This window comes from Neobacillus sp. 204 (assembly GCF_046562815.1).
In the GTDB taxonomy this organism is placed as follows: Bacteria; Bacillota; Bacilli; order Bacillales; family Cytobacillaceae; genus Neobacillus.
Genome location: NZ_JBJORY010000007.1, coordinates 106,205 through 127,715 on the forward strand (window position 1 = coordinate 106,205; position 21,511 = coordinate 127,715).

At 41.6% G+C, this 21,511-nt stretch carries 17 protein-coding genes and 1 pseudogene; 3 read left to right on the forward strand and 15 right to left on the reverse strand.

Annotated features, from left to right (window positions below; genetic code table 11):
* Positions 1 to 104: 104 nt before the first annotated feature.
* Together ACJ004_RS15790 and ACJ004_RS15795 are read left to right on the forward strand one after the other, a co-directional pair.
* Positions 105 to 2,045, forward strand: coding sequence for a BglG family transcription antiterminator (locus ACJ004_RS15790; protein ID WP_410894058.1), 1,941 nt, complete (start codon positions 105 to 107; stop codon positions 2,043 to 2,045).
* A 324-nt stretch (positions 2,046 to 2,369) separates the two neighbouring features.
* Positions 2,370 to 4,225 (forward strand): annotated as a pseudogene (locus ACJ004_RS15795) (fructose-specific PTS transporter subunit EIIC).
* A 37-nt stretch (positions 4,226 to 4,262) separates the two neighbouring features.
* Here ACJ004_RS15795 and ACJ004_RS15800 read toward each other — a convergent pair.
* The 14 genes from ACJ004_RS15800 to ACJ004_RS15865 all read right to left on the reverse strand — a co-directional run bounded on the left by ACJ004_RS15800 (position 4,263) and on the right by ACJ004_RS15865 (position 18,417).
* Complete coding sequence (locus tag ACJ004_RS15800) at positions 4,263 to 5,225, reverse strand: VOC family protein (RefSeq protein WP_410894059.1); 963 nt, start codon at positions 5,223 to 5,225, stop codon at positions 4,263 to 4,265.
* 28 nt (positions 5,226 to 5,253) lie between these two features.
* Positions 5,254 to 6,039, reverse strand: coding sequence for an SDR family NAD(P)-dependent oxidoreductase (locus ACJ004_RS15805; RefSeq protein ID WP_410894060.1), 786 nt, complete (start codon positions 6,037 to 6,039; stop codon positions 5,254 to 5,256).
* Positions 6,040 to 6,065: 26 nt separating this feature from the next.
* Complete coding sequence (locus ACJ004_RS15810) at positions 6,066 to 6,575, reverse strand: aromatic-ring-hydroxylating dioxygenase subunit beta (protein ID WP_215010381.1); 510 nt, start codon at positions 6,573 to 6,575, stop codon at positions 6,066 to 6,068.
* A 55-nt stretch (positions 6,576 to 6,630) separates the two neighbouring features.
* The gene (locus ACJ004_RS15815) at positions 6,631 to 7,935 is read right to left on the reverse strand and encodes an aromatic ring-hydroxylating oxygenase subunit alpha (RefSeq protein ID WP_410894061.1); all 1,305 of its coding nucleotides are present in this window, start codon (positions 7,933 to 7,935) and stop codon (positions 6,631 to 6,633) included.
* Between the two features lie 103 nt (positions 7,936 to 8,038).
* On the reverse strand, positions 8,039 to 8,821 hold the full coding sequence (gene nadX, locus ACJ004_RS15820; RefSeq protein ID WP_410894062.1) for an aspartate dehydrogenase: 783 nt from the start codon (positions 8,819 to 8,821) through the stop codon (positions 8,039 to 8,041).
* A gap of 15 nt (positions 8,822 to 8,836) precedes the next feature.
* Positions 8,837 to 10,282, reverse strand: coding sequence for an aldehyde dehydrogenase family protein (locus ACJ004_RS15825; protein WP_410894063.1), 1,446 nt, complete (start codon positions 10,280 to 10,282; stop codon positions 8,837 to 8,839).
* 13 nt (positions 10,283 to 10,295) lie between these two features.
* The gene (locus tag ACJ004_RS15830) at positions 10,296 to 11,984 is read right to left on the reverse strand and encodes a thiamine pyrophosphate-binding protein (protein WP_410894064.1); all 1,689 of its coding nucleotides are present in this window, start codon (positions 11,982 to 11,984) and stop codon (positions 10,296 to 10,298) included.
* 25 nt (positions 11,985 to 12,009) lie between these two features.
* The gene (locus ACJ004_RS15835; RefSeq protein WP_410894065.1) at positions 12,010 to 12,801 is read right to left on the reverse strand and encodes an SDR family oxidoreductase; all 792 of its coding nucleotides are present in this window, start codon (positions 12,799 to 12,801) and stop codon (positions 12,010 to 12,012) included.
* A 17-nt stretch (positions 12,802 to 12,818) separates the two neighbouring features.
* Positions 12,819 to 13,733, reverse strand: a complete 915-nt coding sequence (locus ACJ004_RS15840; protein WP_410894066.1) for a VOC family protein — start codon at positions 13,731 to 13,733, stop codon at positions 12,819 to 12,821.
* A gap of 135 nt (positions 13,734 to 13,868) precedes the next feature.
* The gene (locus ACJ004_RS15845) at positions 13,869 to 14,405 is read right to left on the reverse strand and encodes a cupin domain-containing protein (RefSeq protein ID WP_410894067.1); all 537 of its coding nucleotides are present in this window, start codon (positions 14,403 to 14,405) and stop codon (positions 13,869 to 13,871) included.
* Between the two features lie 160 nt (positions 14,406 to 14,565).
* Positions 14,566 to 15,843 carry an MFS transporter gene (locus ACJ004_RS15850; RefSeq protein WP_410894068.1) on the reverse strand — a complete coding sequence of 426 codons (1,278 nt, stop codon included), beginning with the start codon at positions 15,841 to 15,843 and terminating at the stop codon, positions 14,566 to 14,568.
* A 283-nt stretch (positions 15,844 to 16,126) separates the two neighbouring features.
* Positions 16,127 to 16,918 carry an IclR family transcriptional regulator gene (locus ACJ004_RS15855; RefSeq protein WP_410894069.1) on the reverse strand — a complete coding sequence of 264 codons (792 nt, stop codon included), beginning with the start codon at positions 16,916 to 16,918 and terminating at the stop codon, positions 16,127 to 16,129.
* A gap of 79 nt (positions 16,919 to 16,997) precedes the next feature.
* Positions 16,998 to 17,801 carry an alpha/beta fold hydrolase gene (locus ACJ004_RS15860; protein WP_410894070.1) on the reverse strand — a complete coding sequence of 268 codons (804 nt, stop codon included), beginning with the start codon at positions 17,799 to 17,801 and terminating at the stop codon, positions 16,998 to 17,000.
* Between the two features lie 172 nt (positions 17,802 to 17,973).
* Positions 17,974 to 18,417: a MarR family winged helix-turn-helix transcriptional regulator gene (locus tag ACJ004_RS15865; protein ID WP_410894071.1), complete on the reverse strand. Its 444-nt coding sequence runs from the start codon at positions 18,415 to 18,417 to the stop codon at positions 17,974 to 17,976.
* A 178-nt stretch (positions 18,418 to 18,595) separates the two neighbouring features.
* Here ACJ004_RS15865 and ACJ004_RS15870 point away from each other — a divergent pair, with 178 nt between their 5' ends.
* Positions 18,596 to 19,018, forward strand: coding sequence for an organic hydroperoxide resistance protein (locus ACJ004_RS15870; protein WP_410894072.1), 423 nt, complete (start codon positions 18,596 to 18,598; stop codon positions 19,016 to 19,018).
* Positions 19,019 to 19,079: 61 nt separating this feature from the next.
* Here the strand turns inward: ACJ004_RS15870 and metE are convergent, their stop codons facing one another.
* Positions 19,080 to 21,365 carry a 5-methyltetrahydropteroyltriglutamate--homocysteine S-methyltransferase gene (metE, locus tag ACJ004_RS15875; RefSeq protein WP_410894073.1) on the reverse strand — a complete coding sequence of 762 codons (2,286 nt, stop codon included), beginning with the start codon at positions 21,363 to 21,365 and terminating at the stop codon, positions 19,080 to 19,082.
* Positions 21,366 to 21,511: the final 146 nt, after the last annotated feature.

Consider the following 21,511-nt stretch of genomic DNA (forward strand, 5'->3'; position numbering starts at 1 on the left):
TTGCACGGTCTACAGGTAGGAAATTGGTGTCAGGCACCACATACTTTTATTCCAAACTGGGTGTCAGGCACCTAAACCATTCCCCCAAAAGCGAGGTGAACTCAATGAATGGCCGCCAAAAAAGAATGCTAAAAATCCTCTTGGATTCGACCTCCGATTTTTTATCGTCGCAGCAAATGGCGGACCAGTTAAATTGCTCGGAGAAAACGGTTCGCAACGATTCAAAGATTCTTGATCAATGGTTAAGCAAACATTCCACTGCAACACTTACACGAAAGCCAAATATCGGTTTCCGCCTTGAGATAAATGATCAAGCAGAAAGAAATTCTCTGTTAAACTCCCTTTACAATGTTCAAACAACAACCTATGAAGTGGAGGAAAAAGATCGATTAGCTAGCATTCTAGAACTATTGCTATTAGAAAAAAAGCCAGTAACCCTCCAAAGGCTATCGGAACAATTCTTCATTAACAAAGCAATCATTAAAAAGGATATCGAAAAAATTGAGGCTTTTTTAGCAACAGCCAACCTAACCTTAACGACAAAAAAGAAATTAGGAATCGAAGTCGAAGGCCCTGAGCAAAATTGGCGCTTGGCGATCTCCAAGATCCCTTTGATCAAAGAACCTAATGAACAGAATCGCAGCAAGTTTTGGGAGCAATTGTTCGAAAATCAGGATATTCATGCTGTAACCCAATCTCTTGAGGAAGTTAATCAGCAGAGCGCAAATCCCTACACGGATGAAACGCTCCAAAGCCTCCTTGTTCATATTCTAATTTCCATTAAACGGTTAAAACTAGGAAATACCATCCATCTTCCGGCAGCAGAAGTCGCTCAGATCAGCGTGAAAAAGGAATTCTCGATTGCCTTAAAAGCACTGAAACAGTTAGAGCCTCATTTCGCGTTGCGTTTCCCACAAAATGAAATCGCTTATATTGCTCTTCACTTTATGGGCGGAAAGGTTCAAAACGTGATTCATGAAAAAAATGATGTCGATGAAGAAGTGAAAATGATCACCAGGGTGCTCGTTCAGCAAATCTCAGCAATGATCCATATTGATTTTTCCGAAGACGAGGATTTAATACAAGGTCTATACGTTCACCTTCAATCATCGCTCAACCGAATTTGGCATGGATTAAGCGTGACTAATCCCATTCTGGATCAAATTAAACGTGTGTACCCTTACTTATTTGATACCATTATGAATGAGTTAGTCCTCTTAAACAAAGTACGCAAGCTAAACATTCCTGAAGATGAAGCCGCCTATTTGACTCTTCACTTTCAAGCATCCCTTGAACGGTTGCAACGAAGGAACGGCAGTAACAAAAGAACGATTATTGTTTGTCCAATGGGGATTGGTGCCTCAGTCTTGCTACGGACAAAACTCGAGCGGAAATTCCATTCCTTGGATATCATTGATTCTGTTTCGATCCATAAAATCAATCAGTACTCTCCGGCAGAAATTGATTTTATAATCGCAACTGTTCCAATCCAGAATGCACATGTGCCGGTTATTGAGGTGACACCTCTTTTATCACAGGAGGAGCAAAACAGGCTCCAAGCGTTTATTGAGGCACTAAACGACAAACCCGTCCATCAAACGCACCAGGAAGGCAATTTTCCTTTTTTACGAGAATTAGTCAAAGAAGAACTCATCATCGTCGACCTTGATTATAGTCATCCCTATGAAATCATTGAAGCACTGGCCACCAAACTGGTCCAACAAGGGTATGTTAGCGAAGAATATATTGAATCAGCCATTATCCGCGAACAGCATTCCTCCACCAATATTGGAGGCGGCATTAGTATCCCGCATGGCGATCCTGTGTTTATAAAAAAATCAGGCATTGCAGTTGGGCTGTTAAAAAGGCCGCTCTTATGGGGAAAGGATTATGTTTCGCTCGTCCTGATGCTGTCCACGAAACAAGAGGAATATTCGAAAACGAAGGAATTATTCACTGAAATCGGTCAATTATGTGATCATCCGAACATGATCAATAACTTAATCAAACAAAAAACACCCGAAGAGTTTATTAATAGTCTATAAGGAAGGCTCTTTTCGTAAACTTTGTTTCTATTGGAGCTTTATAAGGGTCATAACTTAAGTTTCTGGGCAATTTTCGCAAAAGTTCTTATGAAAAGATGCCACGAAGCAAATAGTTAAACAGGTTGATGGACTTATACGAAAAGCAACAATCTATGCAAAAATAGCCATAAGGAAAGGCCGTCAAATCAACGAAATTTGACGGCTTTTGTAAATTAAAATTACTTTTTCCGTATATTACGGTAAATATCCGGCCTTTATGGAACCGATTTCAGCTGTATAACTAATACATAAGGAAAATTACTTTAACAGGAGATGAACCCTTACATGAAGCTATTAGCCATCACATCTTGTCCAAATGGTATTGCTCATACGTATATGGCAGCGGAAAACTTACAAAAAGCCGCTGAAAAACTAGGGCACCAGATGAAGGTCGAAACACAAGGCTCCATCGGTGTAGAAAACGAACTAACCGAACAAGAAATTCAAGAAGCAGAAGGAATTATTATTGCAGCTGATAAAACGGTTGATACATCAAGATTTGCTGGTAAAAAATTATTAGTCACAGGCGTACAGGACGGTATTCGTAAACCGGAGGAACTGATTACTAAGGTATTAACGAGCGACTTTCCTATTCATCAAGAAAGCATGAAATCCGTTGACCAATTAAAAAAAGAACGAAAAGATAAGCAGAATCCAATCTACCGCCACTTAATGAACGGTGTATCCTATATGATTCCATTCGTAGTTGTTGGCGGTATCTTAATCGCCTTAGCATTAGGTCTCGGCGGTGAACCGACAGCCAAAGGAATGGTCGTTGATCCCGATTCGATTTGGAACTCCGTTTTAAATGTTGGGTCTGCATCGTTTGGGTTCATGGTTCCAATTTTAGCAGGATTTATCGCACTGAGTATTGCTGACCGCCCTGGACTAGTGCCTGGTATGGTCGGAGGTTATATTGCAGCTCACGGAGAATTCTATAACAGTGAAGCAGGCGCCGGGTTCCTTGGGGGAATTATTGCGGGTTTTATCGCTGGGTATGTGGCAAAATACATTAAAAGTTGGAAAGTACCAAAAATGGTACAGCCTATTATGCCAATCCTAATTATCCCAATTTTATCAAGCGTCGTGGTAGCAGCGGTGTTTATCTTTATCCTTGGTAGCCCAGTGGCTGGAGTATTTACAGCCCTTACCGATTTCTTAAATGGTATGCAAGGAACAAGTTCAATTTTACTAGCGTTACTATTAGGTGCAATGATTTCTTTTGATATGGGTGGTCCAGTCAATAAAGTTGCCTTCCTATTCGGTTCAGCGATGATCGCTTCGGGTAACTACACAATTATGGGTGCCATCGCAGCAGCCATCTGTATCCCACCAATCGGAATGGGTCTTGCTACAATTATTAATAAGAAGAAGTATGAAGAAGCAGAACAAGAAGCCGGAAAAGCCGCATTCTTCATGGGCTTATTCGGAATCACTGAAGGTGCGATTCCTTTCGCAGCAAAAGATCCACTACGGGTAATTCCAAGTATTATGGTCGGTTCTATGGCTGGTGCGGTCATAGCGATGTTAAGCAGTGTTGGCGATCACGTTCCACACGGGGGACTAATTGTTGCAGCTTTAGGAGCAGTTGATAACGTAGTCATGTTCTTAATTGCCATTGTGGTCGGAGTCGTCGTCACAGCATTGATGGTCAATGCATTAAAAAAGAATGTGGAGTGATTTAGATGAAACTAACAGATTTAATCAGCTTAGAGCTTATTGAAACAGATCTTAAAGGTAATACGAAAGAATCTGTTATAGATGAAATGATCGACAAACTTGACCAAAATGGTGCGATTAAATCCAAGCGTAAATTTAAAAAAGCCATCATTAACCGTGAAAAAGAAAGTACCACCGGAATCGGCATGTCGATTGCGATTCCCCACGGAAAATCGAAAGCGGTCGTTAAACCCACTGTTGTATTCGGTCTAAAAAAAGCAGGCGTTGACTGGGAAGCATATGATGGCACACCAGCAAAATTAATCTTCATGATTGCCGTACCAGAAGAATCTGCTGGAAATGAACACCTGAAGATTCTTCAAATGCTCTCTCGTAAACTGATGAATGAAGAATACAGAGAACAATTACTCTCAATCGAGACAAAAGAACAAGCTATTGAGCTTTTAGGTCAAATTCAATAAAAAAACGGAGAGTCCATGGGCTCCCCGTTTTGTCTTTTCAAAACCTTTCAAGTAATTCTATGATTACTTTATATGTAGACATCGTGTCCATATAAGCGTATCTACCTTTACCGTTCCAGAAATTCCCTCTTTGAATAACGAAATAACCCATGTCCTCTAGTAATCTCACTTTTTCCTCGATATCATTTACGACAAAAGAGATATGGTGGACACCTTCGCCTTGTGTTTCGAGGTGCTTTTTCCAAGTGCTTGGTGAATCACCCGGCTCAATTAATTCAATTTGAAGTAAAGGGGTATTTATAAACATGTATTTTGAGTCAGCCTCAGTTGGCTTTCCTTCAAAAACGACTTGAGTAAGCTCACTAGGACCCGATTGTATTACCGGAGGTTTTCCCACACCCAATAACTTACAATATGCCTCTGCAGCGGCATCCAGATCTCTCACCACAATTGCCAACTGCTCGATTTTATTGGTTCCTAATAAAGGGGTGAAGATATCTGTGGTAGGGGCCGTATCCCTCGGAACAGCACTTTCTAGGAGTTCCATTAGTGTCTTATGACTTTTTAACGTATCCACATAAACATATCTTCCATCACTAGACGTAAATTCCCCGCTCTGTAGCAATGGATATCCGTTTTCCTCAAAAATAGGAAGCTTCTCTTTAATAGAGTCCACATCAAAGGCGATATGATGGATTCCTTCCCCAACTGTATCCAGAAATTCGCGCATCGTGCCAGGTTCCTGGTTGGGTTCAATCAATTCAATTTGCACAGTTGGGGTGTTTAAAAATACTAGTTTACTACGGGAATCAGTTGGCTGACCGCGAAAGACCACTTTAGAAACTTCGCGATCTCCTGTTAAAAACCATTTAGGTTTCGGTATCCCAAGAAGTTTCGCAAATGCTTCTGAAGCTTGCTCAATATCATGAACAACGAATGCAATTTGGTTAATGACGTTATTTCCAGCTAACGGCTTTTTTTCCGTCAATGATTCGGCCATTTATATTCCCCCAATTATTTCATCCTATTTAACCAAGCCCGCGAACAGCCAAGCCTCCATCACTTGAAATGACTTCACCCGTAATCGCACGTGCCTGATCAGAAGCAAGCAGTAGGTAGGCCCCAACATGATCTTCAGATGTCATCGCAATTTGCAGCGGGTTCCGTTTTTTAATGCTTTTCTCTTTCGTCTCATTATCGACCATTTTTACAAAAGGCTGCAGTGGTGGAATAACATTTAATGCTGTTAACGTTCCACCAGGCGCCACCGCGTTCACCCGGATTTCTGGTGCTAATTCAAACGCCAGTTGGCGCATTAGTCCAATTTGAGCATGCTTGCTTGCTGTATACCAAACTCCGCCGCCATCCGGATAGAACCCGGCACCTGAGACAGTGAAAATCATATTTCCTGCTGTTTTCTTTAGTTCAGCAGTGGCTGCTTTTGCCCCATTAAAATATCCTTTTACATTAATATTGAACAGGAGGTCATAAGCATCTGACATGGCTTCCGGTGTGACGGTTTCAAATTTGGCAAATCCATCGAATACACCTGCATTAGCAACAAAGACATCTAATTTTCCATAGGTTTTTGTGGCTGTTTCCACTGCTCGTACATGATCATCATAGATCGTAACGTCGCCTTCAATGCATTGAACCTGCTCACCATATTGCTGTTTGAGCTCATTTAATCCTGCTGCAGACCGATCAAGGATGGTCACAACGGCACCCTCTTTTACAAATGCCTCGGTGACAGCCCTACCAATCCCGGAGGCACCTCCGGTCAAATAAATTGATTTCCCACTAAGCTGAGCCATCAAGGTGCTCCTTTCTACTTTGGCTTCTATACAAATATAGCCAGATTTCTAGTATTTAAAGTCGTTTGATCTACAATGAATACACGCTTAGAAAGCTTCCATTCCCCGTCAACATACGTGAATTCATCCTGACGTTCACCTGAAATTAAATCGTGATGAATATCGGTACTTCGGCTGCGATAAATCGTTAAATAGCTGTTAACAACCGCTTTTTCATTGGGAACATACTCAAGAAGTCTCACATTATTGACAGACCTTCGTGTACGAGACGGCGGGATTTCAGCCCAGGCGTAATCTGTTTTTAAACGGTCCACGCGAATTTTCAATAATTCAATGTCATCATTAAAAGCAAACATATCGAAGGAATAATCGGGACGTTCAATCCCTTCCTTATTAACCCTTACCGGCATTTGATAAGAAATGTCTGGGTGCAGCAAACTAAACCAGCCATCAAAATCAATATCATCGAGAAACTTCGCTTCCCGGTATAACCATTGCTCCATTTCAAAGGTTGCTAGCATCTTCTCTAAACTCATCATGACTCCTCCAATCTTTTTTTGTACGCGCTTTCCCTCTTCAAAAAATAAAACCTTAAGAAGTCATGAGATCGAGCCAGTAACGATAAAAGTTCCTTTGATTGGCCTCGGTGAATTTATCATCAAAAACGACACCCGGGCCAATAAAATCTTCCACAGGCTTTCGATGTAAGCCCATCGTATAATTAAAGGTCAGCTGCTTTACTAATGGCATCGTTCCGGAGGCTGCAGCAGTAATATCGGTAAATACCTCTGTGTCATCTTGTTCAAAGATTCCTGACGGGCTGAAGGTCAAAACAAACGACTCACGAGAACGTCTTTTCCAATCGGCTGAAGCATTTTTCTCCACTAAAAACCAAGTGATCACTTCCATTTTATCGACACCAACCGGCCGCCATAGACGAACCGAAGTATTCGAAATCAACTGGCCTTTTACCTTCGTATGAGAAATTAAGAAAGATAGATTGGGAAAAATATTGCCAATCATATTTTTTAGATTAGACAAAACGTCATACTGCTCTGCTGTTAAATTAGACTTATATTCTTCTTTAAGTTCCTCTGGAAAAGCAAAGTCAAGATTTGGCGTACCAAGATTTAAGCCATGTCCATTGTTGGTATAGATTTGATAACCCTTTTTGGAATAGGTAGCACTAGGTACCATTCCCAATTTGACAATCGAACCATGCGTAACCATGGTATGATACGAATCACCCACAAAGTTATCCGCGCCAATTTTCCAGTTCGAATGAATAATAAATCGTTGCGGCGGCCCCAATACTTCCATTTCCGCCCGGCCTGCCAAAATATCGAGATACCATTTAAAATCGCCTAAGAAATCTTCTAATGGTTCAGCCTCGTCATTCCACGTCCCGAACATAAGACCCTTGTAGGTTTCGATTCTAACTTGATGAAGCCCTAAACCAGATTTATCAAATCCCTCACCATAAATATCTTTTTGCAGCGGTACCCCAACACAATCCCCATTGTTTTTAAAATTAAACCCATGATACGGGCAAGTAAATAAAGATTTATTTCCTGCATCCGCCCGGCAAAGCTTCATGCCGCGGTGGGTACACATATTATAGAGGCAGCGAATTTCACCATCAGCGCCTCGTGTAATAATGACGGAATAACCAGCAACATCTCTTGTAATGAAATCATTTTTATTGGGAATTTCTGATTCATGACCAACAAATATCCATGTTTTTAAAAACACCTTTTTATGTTCAAGATCATAGATTTTTGGATCTCCTAATAGAGAGGCAGGAATCGCGCCAATTTCCGGCTGAACGGATTCACTTAAGTATTCAACTACATCTTTTTGCGACATGTCTTCTAGATTTATGTTTGTTTTAACCATCAACTATTCCCCCTAACACTATTTTTCTTATACCTTTTCCAGGAGAATGAGATCAAAAATCTTCGGGTTTCCCCTGTTTTCTTCCATATAATAATTTTAACACTTATCCCACTTTAATGACCGCATCTATATTTTTCAATGCGGACAGCACACTTAATGCAGCCAAGTAACTTGTTTTGGGATTATTAGGCATCGGATCATTTTCCACCTTTAGTGATAGTGTTCCGAATGAACCAGTCGCCTCGATTGAATGACTATTCTTCATCACAGCTGGATCAGAAATAATTTTAACACCTGTTTGATCCGATCCAAGCCCTGCTAATGACAAGATGATCGATACATTAATATTTTTCGGGAATAATTCAATCGCTTCTGCCGCAGAGCCCTCGAATATCACTTGTTCTCGATCGGCAGGAGCACCAGGCAATGCTTGTGGCGGTTTTCTAGTAGTAATAGAAACAGCTTCTAGTTCGCCAATGGATTTCGCCGCTTTTAGGACATCTAATCCGCTAATGGCACCTGATGGTAAATAAATTTTTGTACTGCTTTCTTTACATATTCTTTCTAGATTTCGAAAAAAATCTACATCGGCTAAGGCGCCAACACTACTTAACACTAAATCTTTACCACTTGCTAAGATCGCCGCTGCATAATCTTTCACTACTTGAATGGTCGCCGCTTCAACAACAAGGTCAATATTAGACTGGATGAGTGATTGAATATCCGAATAGTTTTCTACTGCAAACTCAGCAGCAAGCTCCCCGGCTGCGTGCTGATTCCGTGTATAAATACCTACAATTTTACCACCTGAAAGAAGACCCTCAATATTGATGCTTTGAAGGAGGAACTTTCCAATATTTCCCCCGCCAATTAATCCTATTCTCATCTGATGCCCTCCTTCTTAGTTGGCTAAACCGTATGAATCAGCAAAATATTCGAGTCCGCAATGTCTCGTTTCACGGGACAAGCCGCTTTCTTTTAGGCCAGGAAAATCAAGATGGAGATCTTGGAATACCGTATGATTATTATGAAAGACGGCGCCTGCTTCTAATCGATCAGCTAATTTCACGGCGACTAATTTATCCTCCGTCCAAACAGATGCTCTTAATCCGAATTCACTGTCATTGGCGAGCCGCACTACTTCATCTACATCTGAAAACGGTAAGATCGGAATAACCGGGCCAAATTGTTCGGCACGAACGATTTCACACTGTTGGTCCACACCAGTAATGATCGTCGGCATAATAAAATAACCTTGTTCCCACGATTCCGGATCTAACTTTATTCCTCCAGTAATCACATTGGCCCCTGCTTCAACGGCACGATTAATCAGACCGTTTACATAGTCATATTGGGATTTATTATTTAAAGGACCCATTTCAACATCCGGTTGAATCCCATTCCCAACCCGAATACGGCTAAATTCCTTCGTTAATTTTTCAATGACTTCCTCATATCTGGATTCGTGTACATAGATCCTTTTGATGGCGGAGCACACTTGCCCTGCCGCGCGAAGAACCCCAAAACGGAGACGTTTGATTGCTTCGTCATCCAACTTAGCATCAGCAAGAAGAATTGCTGCATCATTCCCGCCCAGCTCCATATACAGTTTCTTTACTGTCCCAGCAGCAGCACGCATAATTTCTTTGCCTGTTTCCGTACTGCCGACGAACGCAATCGTACGGACGCGCGGATCAGAACAAAGGGCATCACCAATCACACCGCCAGAACCGGTGACAACATTAATAACCCCATCTGGAAAATAGGAAGCTACCACTTTTAAGAACGTCATGATCGTTAATGGACAGCTGGTTGCAGGCTTAACGACCACCGTATTTCCTGTCAACACAGCGGGAATGACTCGCTTAAAGGTAAGAATCAGCGGTGAATTCCAGGGAGAGATGATAGCTGCAACCCCGCGCGGACGCTTGCGGATTTGCACCTTTTGACCTCCAGCCAAACTTTCAGGTTTCCACCATTCTAGTAATTCTTCTGCCCCTTGTTTCATAATATCGACTACTCGAAGCAAATCCTTTTTCGCTTCAACTAGGACCTTGCCATTCTCGCGAACTAACAAACTTACATTCTCTTCCACGATTGATTTAATCTCATCGGCTGCGAGCTTCATCCGGTTTGCCCGATCCTCTATGTCACTTTGAGACCAGCTTTCATAGACTTTAGCAGCTGTTCCCACCGCTTGATCTACATCCGCTTTTGAACATAAGGCAACTTCACCGACCACTTCACTCGTATGTCCTGGATTGGTGACATTGGCTGTTTTTTCCGCTTGAAGCCACTGCCCGCCAATAAGGTATTTTCCTGAAACAAATGGATGTGTAGAAATCACACTAAATTCCTCCCTATAACTTTTTCGGTTTGAAAGCATCCGCTGCACCTGGAGGACCTCCAAAGGGTTTCGCCATTGGTCCGACCGCTTCCATGTCTACCACAATCATCGTTGGCTTTTTACCAGCAACGGCCTTTTCCAGTTCAGTGACAAATTCTGTGGCTGAACCGATCCGTGAGGCATCAAATCCCATCGATTGCGCAAGTAGCACAAAGTCAGGGCTCATTAAATCAACGGCAACTTGACGACCATAGGCCGCACTTTGAATATTTCGAAGCACCCCGTAACCCGCATCATCAAACAGGACCACAATCAACGGTAGTTTTTCCTGGGCCGCAGTGGCCATTTCACCGACATTGACCATAAATCCGCCATCGCCTGCCATCAGCACAACCGGACGATCCTTAAAAGCCATTTGCGCACCAATCGCTGTTGGCAGCCCTTGGCCAATCCCGCCGCCGGACGCGTGAATCGATGTCCTAGGTTGATAGATTTCAAATAAGCGGCTTCCCCACACATTCGCTTGAACGGTTACATCCCGGACTAAAATCGTGTTTTCTGGTAACACGTTTCGCATCCCATCGAGGATTTGCTCATAAGGACCCAGTGTGGCTCGTAACTGTGTCCGCAACTCTTCCCGAACGGACTGTACTTCATCAAGATAGGCAGGATTTGGGACGATTGATTTTTGCGATAATGCCTGATTTAATCCTTGTAAAATTTGTTTCGCATCGCCTACTAATCCATAGGTCGCTTCATAGTTACGATTAATCGCCTGCCAATCCGCGTCAATCGAGATATGTTCTTTTGGAACAGGGACTTTCCAGTTGGCTGTTTCATTCCCTCTAAAGCGAACCCCAATACTGATCAACAGGTCTGAATTTTTCAGTAGGTTTTTCGTTAATTCATTCGCAGCAAAGTGACCGATACATTGTGAATGATTTTCAGGAATGCTTCCTTTTCCAGATTGGCTGGTGATCACGGCCGCCCCAATCGTTTCTGCCAACGCGGTAACCTCATTTGAGGCGCCAGAGGTAATCACTCCTCCTCCTGCCCAAATGACCGGCCGGCGAGCATGACTAATTTTGGCTAATGCCTCTTCAGGAATGGCTGGAATGGTATTATTAGTTGGAGCTATTAAACTGATATCTTCAATCGGATGATTAGGGATAATGGCAGATTGAAAATCAATGGGGATTTCAAGTGTTACAGGTCCTGCCGGATAGGCAAATGCGTCTTGTATGGCTTGCCGGACGACGGCAGCTGCCTGCTCTGGTCTTCTTAAGCGGACGGCCTTTTTACAAGACCCTTCCATCATCGACAACTGGTCTTTACATTCATGGATATATCCTCTGCCCGTTCCTAAGTAAGGGGAAGCCACCTCACCGGTAAGATGAAGAACGGGTACGCCTGCGGCCCATGCTTCAATTAACGAACCTGCCGCATTTCCGGCACCTGTTCCCGTACTCGTAATCACGACTCCCAATTTACCCGTTGCTCTGGCATAGCCATCTGCCATATTTGCCGCGCCGCTCTCACCGCGGGAACAGACTAAATGAATGCTTCCTTCCCGGAGAATCGCATCATAGATCGGCATATTGTGGATACTGACAATTCCAAACGCTGTTTCCACTCCAGCACGGACAAGTTCTTTTACCACGGCATCTGCTGTGGTGTATTCCATCTGATTTTGTTCGCTCATCATTCATTCCTGCCTTTATCAGTAATTAAAGCGCTTTTCCCAGCGCTCCAGCTGTTTCAATGGTTGAACCCGCTACATAACTCGCTTTGCTTGATGCTAAAAATAAAATCACACTGGCCACTTCTTCTGCTTCGCCAACTCTCCCTAAAGGGATATTTCGCTTTTTGGCTAAATCAGAATAATAGTCTTCTGCGTTCATATCTGGGGCATTTTTCAATCTTCTTCGCTCCCATTGATCGGTACGAATCAACCCTAAGCTCACTGAGTTGACTAAAATATTATCGGAAGCAAGCTCTTGTGATAGAGTCTTACTTAAATTCAATAATCCGGCTCTTGTTGCCGCCGTTGCAATCATATGTCTTTCCGGCTCTTTCGCTAACGTAGCATTGATATTAATGATACGGCCGCCGCCATTCTTAACCAAATAAGGATGAACCGCCTTCACCGCATAAATGATGGCAAAGTATTTCAATTGGATTTGCTGCTCCCATTGTTCATCCGTCACATCAAAAAAGTAACCCATGACACTTTGTCCAGCAGCATTCACAAGGATATCAATCCCGCCAAAGTGTGTGGCTGTCCCGTTGATAAACGCGTTAACATCATCCTTATTAGTCACGTCACAGGTTGCCGCAAAAATCGAATCGACTGTTCCAAATTTCAGCAGGTGATCATAGGCTTTTTCTTTCCGCTCGCTATTTCTGCCGCAAACCGCGACGCGGGCACCTTCCTGAAGAAACATTTCTGCCGTCTTTAAGCCAACTCCAGATGTTCCTCCCATGATGACCGCTACTTTATCCTTTAATCCTAAATCCATCCTGACACCCCTTTTCGTTAAACCAATGCTTTAACTTCTACCCAGCCTGGGTCTGGCTCCCCGCCCATCGCTGCCCGTGTTTCCGGTTTTGGAGGTCCGGCGATTCCCCATTGGTCCATTAAATGAGGCACTCGCTTCCAAACACGCGCTCTCCATTCTGACTCATCTTCAATCGTTTCCAAATAACAGGTATACTCCATCACAAACTTCCCTGGATCTTGGAAGTAACAAAAAATATTATTTCCAGGACCGTGGCGCCCTGGGCCCCAAATCTCTTGATAGCCTGCCTTTCTGACATTACTGATTCCTCGCATCACTTCATCCACCGTATCCACTTCGTAGGCAATATGATTAACGGAGGCGTGCTGATCCTGATTGAAGGCAATCGAGTGGTGTTTCCTGTTACAGCGTAAGAAGGACATTTGGTGCTCGCTCCAGTCGGTCACCTTAAACCCTAGGACATTCGTATAAAAATCAGTAATCATATCAAGGTCTTTCGTGTTCATGACGACATGGTTCAGTTTGACTGGATCGACATTTTTCTTGTTCCAAATCGAGGTATGAATTTCCACCCAAGCCGATAATTCGATACAGCGATTTTCTGGATCGACAAAACGCAACCCATAGCCTTTTCCTTCCTCATCCAAATAACCAGGCGGAGAAACAATCTTCACACCTTTTGAAGCAAGGATTTCTGCCGCTCTGTCGACTGCGTTTTTATCCACCATACCGAACGCAATATGGTGCAGCCCTCTTTTTTCTCCTGCATGCAAGCTTAATATATGGTTTTCAGGGCCAGCCCCGCGAAAGTAAACAGACTGTTCATCTTGAGAAACTTTATCCAAGCCCCAAATTTTCTCATAAAATTCAGCTTGTTCCTTGAGAACGGGGGTAATTAAGCTTATATGTCTTAAATGTGTGATTCCTAACATCCTGCTACCTCCATTTTTTCGTTTAAAGTCAACAAGGATGATCCCGCATGAAAATAAGAGGACCATCCCTGTCAACGAACAAATTCTTAAGTTTCAGGGAGTATGCTTGCTGAGAAACATCTGCCTATTGAAAAATTATTTTCCGTTAATAATTGCTTCTCTCTCTTTAGCACGCCTAAGACGAAGTTCCTCTAATGCGCTTCCTTTTGGATAGGTCGGTAAATTCGGCTTAACAGCACCCAGCATAACGAGCATTAATGCCTCTTCATCACTATCATTGCGCAGTCCGCGGTAGACACCTGGAGGGGAGCTGATGCAATCCCTTTCATTTAAGACGATCTCATGGACTTCACTTTCGCCTTCTTCTTGGATCAGTGCGGTCACACTGCCTTTTAAGATAAAGAAAACTTCTTCCACATCATCATGTAAATGAAGTGGTCCTTTACACCCTGCTGGTAAAACCATGGTGCTTAAAGTGAAGTGTTCTGCGGTAATCACATTTGCATCGTTATTAGCTGTCGCACCGCGGCCGATATATCTCATCTGTGCTCTGCGGTAAGCTGGGTCCACTTCTTCCTGAAACTTCAACACGTTAAAATCCAATGAGCGATCCTTTAACCTCGCCACATATTTTTTCTCAAATGCTTCTACTGAAAATTTTTTCTCAGACATTTACAACACTCCTTTTTTGAATATGTTTTATATATAAAACAATGTTTCGCTTATAAACTAATATTAAATCCCAATACTATAATTGTCAATTATAAATATTGAGAATATTTAATATTTAAAACTATGTTTTATATACGTAACATTTAAATCGATTATCATATTATACAATCACCTGATTGGGAGGTAGATTCTCAATCTTTAGCTCTGCTGCTTCCCTTTTCAATGTAAATAGATACGCAATGAACCCAAGCGTAGCTGCAATAATCAACATCACAATGGAGGGTCCAAAGTCCCCACCAGCAATATCAACCATCCAACCCATAATATAGCTTGAAAACCCGCCAAGAATGTTAGTAAATCCCATCAATCCCGCAGCACGTCCGGCTGTTTCAGGCGTCGAGAATTTAACCATGAATAAATTACTTAAATGGAATACGCCCCCTTGTGTACCCATCGCCAAGCCCATGAATACACCGGCCATAACTGGCTGCGGAGAAAGAATGGCCGCAGTTAAAAATGATGCCGTCAATAGAAATAGAATCGTCGCTAGTAAACCAGGACGCTTGGTTTTATCGGCTAAATATCCGCAAATTAATACGAATCCTAAAGCAAACAGCCAAGATAATGAGGTGATTCCTGTCATTGCCTCCCTTGTGAAACCCTTCGCTCCGACTAAATAAGTAGGAAGCCAAATACTAATACCAAAAAATAAGAACGATGACACTAACATTCCGAACCAAACAATCCAATAACGATAATCTTGAGCAAAGTTTTGTTTTTTAGTTGCTCCTTTGGAATCTGACTGTCGAATATAAGCTAATTCAGTTGGATCTATTCCAGGATGTTCTTCAGGAGTATCACGAGTAAGGAAGATAAACATGGGAAGAACGATTAATAGATTAAACCCTGCTAAAATGAAAAAGGCGGCTTGCCAATGGAAGGTCGCAATCACAAGCGTTAAGATTATGGCTCCACATGCAGGTCCTAAATAGTTTCCTGCCAGCCATGAGGATTGTGCCCGGCCAAGTTCACGCTGATGAAACCAGTTGGAGATAAACTTTCCGCAAATCGGAATCATCATCCCCTCACCAATCCCAAGGATGATACGGCTCAAGATAAACATTTCGTAGGAAGTGGATAAACCGCCAATAACCATGGTAATTGCCCATACAACAAGACCGATGATTCCTGTTTTCCTTGCTCCAAGCTTGTCAATGATAAATCCCCAAAAGATATTAGATAAGGCATAGGCAATGGTAAAAATAAATGTGATCATCCCAATTTTCGCATTCTTATCTGCACCGGTTAATCCAAGATCGTTTAAGAAACCTTGATCGGTTTGAATAATCGAAATACCTAATTTATCAATTTGTCCAAAAAACCAAAAGAAGAAAATAGGCATGGCAATATAAATCCAACGTTTATTCGTTCTCAGCATTAAAGAGCCCCCTTTTGTTTTTAATCAGATGAATACGCTTCCAAAATATTTTATTATCTAGTATATAGTACTTCAATGTCCCATATAGACTTTTATTCCTCCTTTTTTATTTTTTGCAGTAAAGAATATGTTTTATATATAAAACATCGTTTACCACTAAGTTTATTTTAAAGTTTTGAGAATATTGTGTCAACAAAAATCATTGATTTTGTTTCACAAAATAAAATACGTTTTATATATAAAACACACCAACAAAAAAAGCTTGCGAAATTTCGCAAGCTTTCTAATTAATTTTTGAGTGGTAACCCATAAAACCGGATAGTATTTCAGAAGCTTCCAGCACTTTAGGTAAGGCTATTTTTTCAATAAATTCTTGATTGAAGGTAGCTTCTGTTGCGACCACATTGATCGCTGCCCTGACTTGACCCGTGCGCTCAAAGATAGGAGCAGCAACCGATTGAATTCCATGATGAAATTCACCCTTTGTTATCGCATATCCCTTTTGCCGAATCGTAGCTAATTCTTGTTGAAAATCCATGTAATCTGTTTGCGTTCTTTCTGTATATGGTTTTAAATTGGAGCCAAATAAGATTTGGTTTAATTTGTCTTGGGGTTGATAGGCCAGCTGGACTTTTCCATTAGCGATTGCATGGGCGGGCAGTCTCAACCCAATATTCACATTAACTGCTGAGACTCCTCGGACTGGTGCACTGCCAACATAGACAACTTCTTGACCATCCAATATCGATAAATGACAGGATGCCCCAGTTTCATCCCTTAATTTTTCTAAATAAGGCTGCGCAATTTCCGGGAGTTTCAATGTACTTAAGTAGGCAAAGCCTAATTCCAACACCTTTGGAGTTAGACTGTAGCGTTTCGTATGTTCATCTTGATCGAGATATCCAAGTGTTTGGAGTGTATACAATAATCGGAATGGAACCGTTCGACTCACATCTAGTTCTTTCGCGATTTCTACCAAGGATAAAGTTGGTCGTTCCTCACTAAATAGCTTTAAAATTTCCAATCCTCTCACTAAAGAATTGGCATTATACCTTTCCTTTTCATCTTTTGCCATCAGCATTTCACCATCTCATTGTTATTAATTTACTTATTCTACAATCATATCAAAGTTTAAGCAAAGAAGTGCAAGCACTTTATTGATTTATCACTAAGGAAGTAAGAAAATCTTGGACGATTACATTAAAACGGGTAGGATCTTCTTGATAACACAAATGTCCAGTCCCAGGGATCGTAACAAAGGTTGAGTCCCTAATTGCTTCATGAAAAATCTGCGATTCACTTACTGGGGTAACTCTATCTAATTCACCGCAAATAACTAGAGTAGGAACATTGATAGAAGAAAGAATATCCATTTGATTTAAGGAAAAAAGCGAATAGGCTACCGAGCGGAAACCCATTGGTCTTATTTGCGAATAGATTCTTTCTGCTTCTTTCTTTATTTCAGGATCTGGATTCGGTGAAAGAAGTTCCTTTACACGTAGTTTCGCCAGTTCTTTGGGATCTAGTGTTTCAATTTTATTTAGACGATTGTTTAATTTCCGTTCATTTTCCTCTTTAGTCAAGGCCGCTGCCCCTCTTGTTGCATCTGAAATGATTAACGCATCAACCATCTCGGGAAAGCGGTAACAAAAATCGAGTGCAATCGCCGATCCCATGGAATGTCCTAGCAGCGTGACGGATTTATAATTTAATTTTTCAATAAATCCTTTTAATACATCAGCAAACTGTTTAAATTCTTTCAATTCCACTTGTGGATCCGAACTTTCCCCATATCCGGGCGCATCCCAGGCAATCACAGTGAATTGCTTGGGTAAGCCCTGTAATTGTTTCTTCCATGACTGCGAGTTGTTACCCATTCCATGTAAAATGATTAACGGGGAACCTTCTCCTTCTATTTCATAATGGATCTGTAAATCTTCTACTTGTAAAAATGGCATATTTCTCCCTCCTAAACACCTTGTTTTATAAGTAAAACATTGTTTTATATTTTCTATATTAAAACAACTGTAAGATAAGTCAACTGAATTTTCAGAAGTTACTGGAATCTCAATAAAATCAAATAGACAAGAGCCATACGCCCTCGTCTCACTTTACCGCTTTTAGCATGTTTTAATTCTCTTTTACTTTTTGAATACGTTGAAGAATTGTAGTAAGTGTGTAATCTAAGTTCTTCAATTCATCATAATCCGTTGATAGGTTATTTAATAATTGCGATGGAATGCATTCGGCTTTCTGCTTCAGTTCCTTTCCTTTTTTTGTCAGTGTGATGATTACACTTCTTTCATCCTCTAGAGATCGCCTGCGCTCAAGAAGCTCATTGCCCTCCATCCGTTTGAGCATCGGAGTTAACGTACCAGAGTCTAAAAAGAGCTTTTGGCCCAGCTCTTTTACAGTTATTGAATCCTTCTCCCATAATACTAACAAGACAAGATATTGCGGATAGGTTACATCTAGATCTTCGAGTAAATCTCTATAAAGTTTTGTGATTTCTCGCTCGGCCGTATAAATTTTAAAACAGATTTGATTTTCAAGCTTTAGGTTCTGATTATCCATCTTTAAGATCCTTTCTCTTTCCTCTTATTGTTTATCATACACAATCCAGAGACAAATAAACACAATTTAATATTACACAATTTAATTGTTGACTTATTTAATAATCGGAGTTAAGATAATCTCGTGATATTCAATTGCTCACAATTTAATTTTACAAAATAGAAAAGAGGTCGTTAAAATGGAATCATTATATACAGCGAAAGCTACTGCAGAGGGTGGTAGATTAGGAAAGGTAAAAAGTAGTGACGGTACGCTTGACTTGGCACTATCCATGCCTAAATCACTCGGTGGCCAAGAGAAAGAAAATGCTACAAATCCAGAACAATTATTTGCTGCTGGATACGCAGCTTGCTTCGATAGTGCATTAAATTTAGTGGCAAGACAATCGAGAAAGCGGATCGAATCAAAGGTTACTGCAGAAGTATCAATTGGAAAAGATCTAGATGGAGGATTCAAACTAGCAGTCGCACTGTTTGTTGCTGTTAAGGGGATTTCATTGGAAGAAGCAGAGGAACTAGTCGCACTAGCACATACTGTTTGCCCTTACTCGAAAGCAACGAAAGGGAATATTGAAGTGGCATTAAAAACCGCATTATTCTAATGGCAATTGAAAATGGGATAGGCTTGCTTGCCTATCCCATTTCATATTCCCCTAGTATTAGTTACCGATTGTGCACAGACAATTTCTCACGAACTAAACGTGTTGCAGCCACCATATTTTGAAGTGATTGGATGGTTTCCTCGATTCCTCTTGTTTTCAAGCCACAATCTGGATTGATCCAGAATTGAGTTGGTTCAAGAACCTGCAAACCACTTTCAATCACGTTGACGATTTCCTCCCGCGTCGGTACTCGAGGACTATGGATGTCATAGACACCGAGCCCAATCCCTTTATCATATTTATTGTCATTAAATGATGAAATCAATTCTCCATGACTGCGAGAGGTTTCGATTGAGATCACATCTGCATCTAACTGATTAATTGGCTCAATAAAATCATGGAAATCACAATAACACATATGCGTATGAATTTGGGTTGAATCTTGGACAGAACAAGTCGTCAGACGAAAGGCCTTAACCGCCCAATCTAAGTAAGTTCCCCAAGCCGATTTTTTAAGCGGTAGTCCCTCGCGAAGCGCTGGTTCATCCACTTGGATGATTTTTATTCCTAAAGCTTCTAGAGACTCCACTTCTTTTTGTAAGGCAAGCGCAATTTGAAAAGCAACCTCCGACCTTGAAATATCATCTCGCACAAAGGACCAATTCAGAATTGTTACGGGACCTGTAATCATCCCTTTGACTGGCTTTTTCGTAAGGGACTGTGCATACAAACTCTCTTTCACTGTCATCGGTTGCAGAAATTCAACGTCACCGTAGATGACAGGTGGTTTGACACAACGTGAACCGTAGGATTGAACCCAGCCATTTTGTGTAAAGATGAATCCGCCTAATTTTTCACCAAAAAACTCGACCATATCGGTCCGCTCGAACTCTCCGTGGACGAGGACATCAAGCCCAATTACTTCTTGAATCCCTATCCATGTTTTAATCTGTTCTTGAACAAACTGATCATATACTTCTGTCGTCCACTCGCCCCTTCTCCATTTTCTTCGGGCTTGACGGATTTCTATCGTTTGCGGAAAACTTCCAATCGTAGTTGTCGGAAGGAAAGGAAGCTCCAACACTTGTTGGTCCTCGCGGCGCTTATCAAATGATGATGGCCGCTTCGCAACCTGTGATAGACTGCTAGCTACTGACTCTTGAACCTCGAGTCGATTTCTCGCCGGAGACTGAGCCAAATCATTTCGTGCGGTTTCACTTTGATTAAACTCCTTCATAACCTCTGTTTCACCATGAAGGGCCCTTTTTACCAGAGATTGAATTTCATCTAATTTTTCATCAGCAAAAGCCAATGCGTCCTTAATAAGTGGATGAAGATTCGTTTCTTGACTGAGGGTAACTGGTACATGAAGCAAACTGGAAGATGGCTGCAGCCACAACCGCTCTTTTGGAACAGTTCCTGTAATGATTTCGACGAGTTTCGCTTTATCCGTCAACTGGGAACGCCAAATATTCCTCCCATCGATTAACCCCACGCCAAGGATCTTATCCTTCGGAAATCCATACGTTGCCAGGGATTGTAGATTCCCTTCCAAACCATGGACAAAATCCAAACCAACCCCGGCAACTGGAAGATTGATCACTTCAGAATAATATTCTACCGAATCAAAATACGTTTGCAGCATGATTTTCAACTCAGGAGCAGCTTCTTGCAGTTGTTTGTAAATGTAAGAGACAGTTTTCATTTCGTCAGCTGTTATGGATGTAACGAGAGTCGGTTCATCCAGTTGAACCCATTCTACCCCTTCTTCCGCAAGCTCCTGTAAAATTTGCGCGTATAAGGGAACAATCTGCAAAATAAGTGCTGGTAATTGTTTTTGTTCATATCCCTTCGAAAGCTTTAGAAATGTATAAGGTCCCACAATGACTGGCTTTCCGTTAATGCCTAGTTTTTCCTTCGCCTCACGATAGGCAAGCAGGGGTTTGTTTTCGGTTACGGTTGGTTTGATCCCCGTGAGTTCTGGAACTATATAATGATAATTCGTGTTAAACCATTTCGTCATTTCTGATGCGACCGCTGTCTGGCTGCCTCGAGCCATTGCAAAATAAGTGGAGAGCGGCACTTTTCCTCCCTCATATTCATACCTTTTTGGTACGAAACCAAACATAACGGCCGTATCAAGGATATGATCATAAAGGGTAAAATCACCTACAGGAATATAATCAATTCCTTTATCCTTTTGCTTTTGTAAGTGCTGAAGGCGAATCTGTTCCATCTGAAGAAGAAAGTCTTCCTCTTCTACCTTTCCTGCCCAAAACGCTTCTAAAGTCTTCTTCCATTCACGATTTTCCCCAATGCGTGGATATCCAAGATTACTGCTTTTCATCTCATTACCTCCCGATTTTTTAAAATAAAAAAAGGCATCTCTAACGATCGAAAAGAAAGTTAGAGATGCCTAATATATAGTGGGACATACGTCACCCGTCTTATAATTAGCAAGCCATCTAACACCTCCCTATCTCCCGTAGGTCT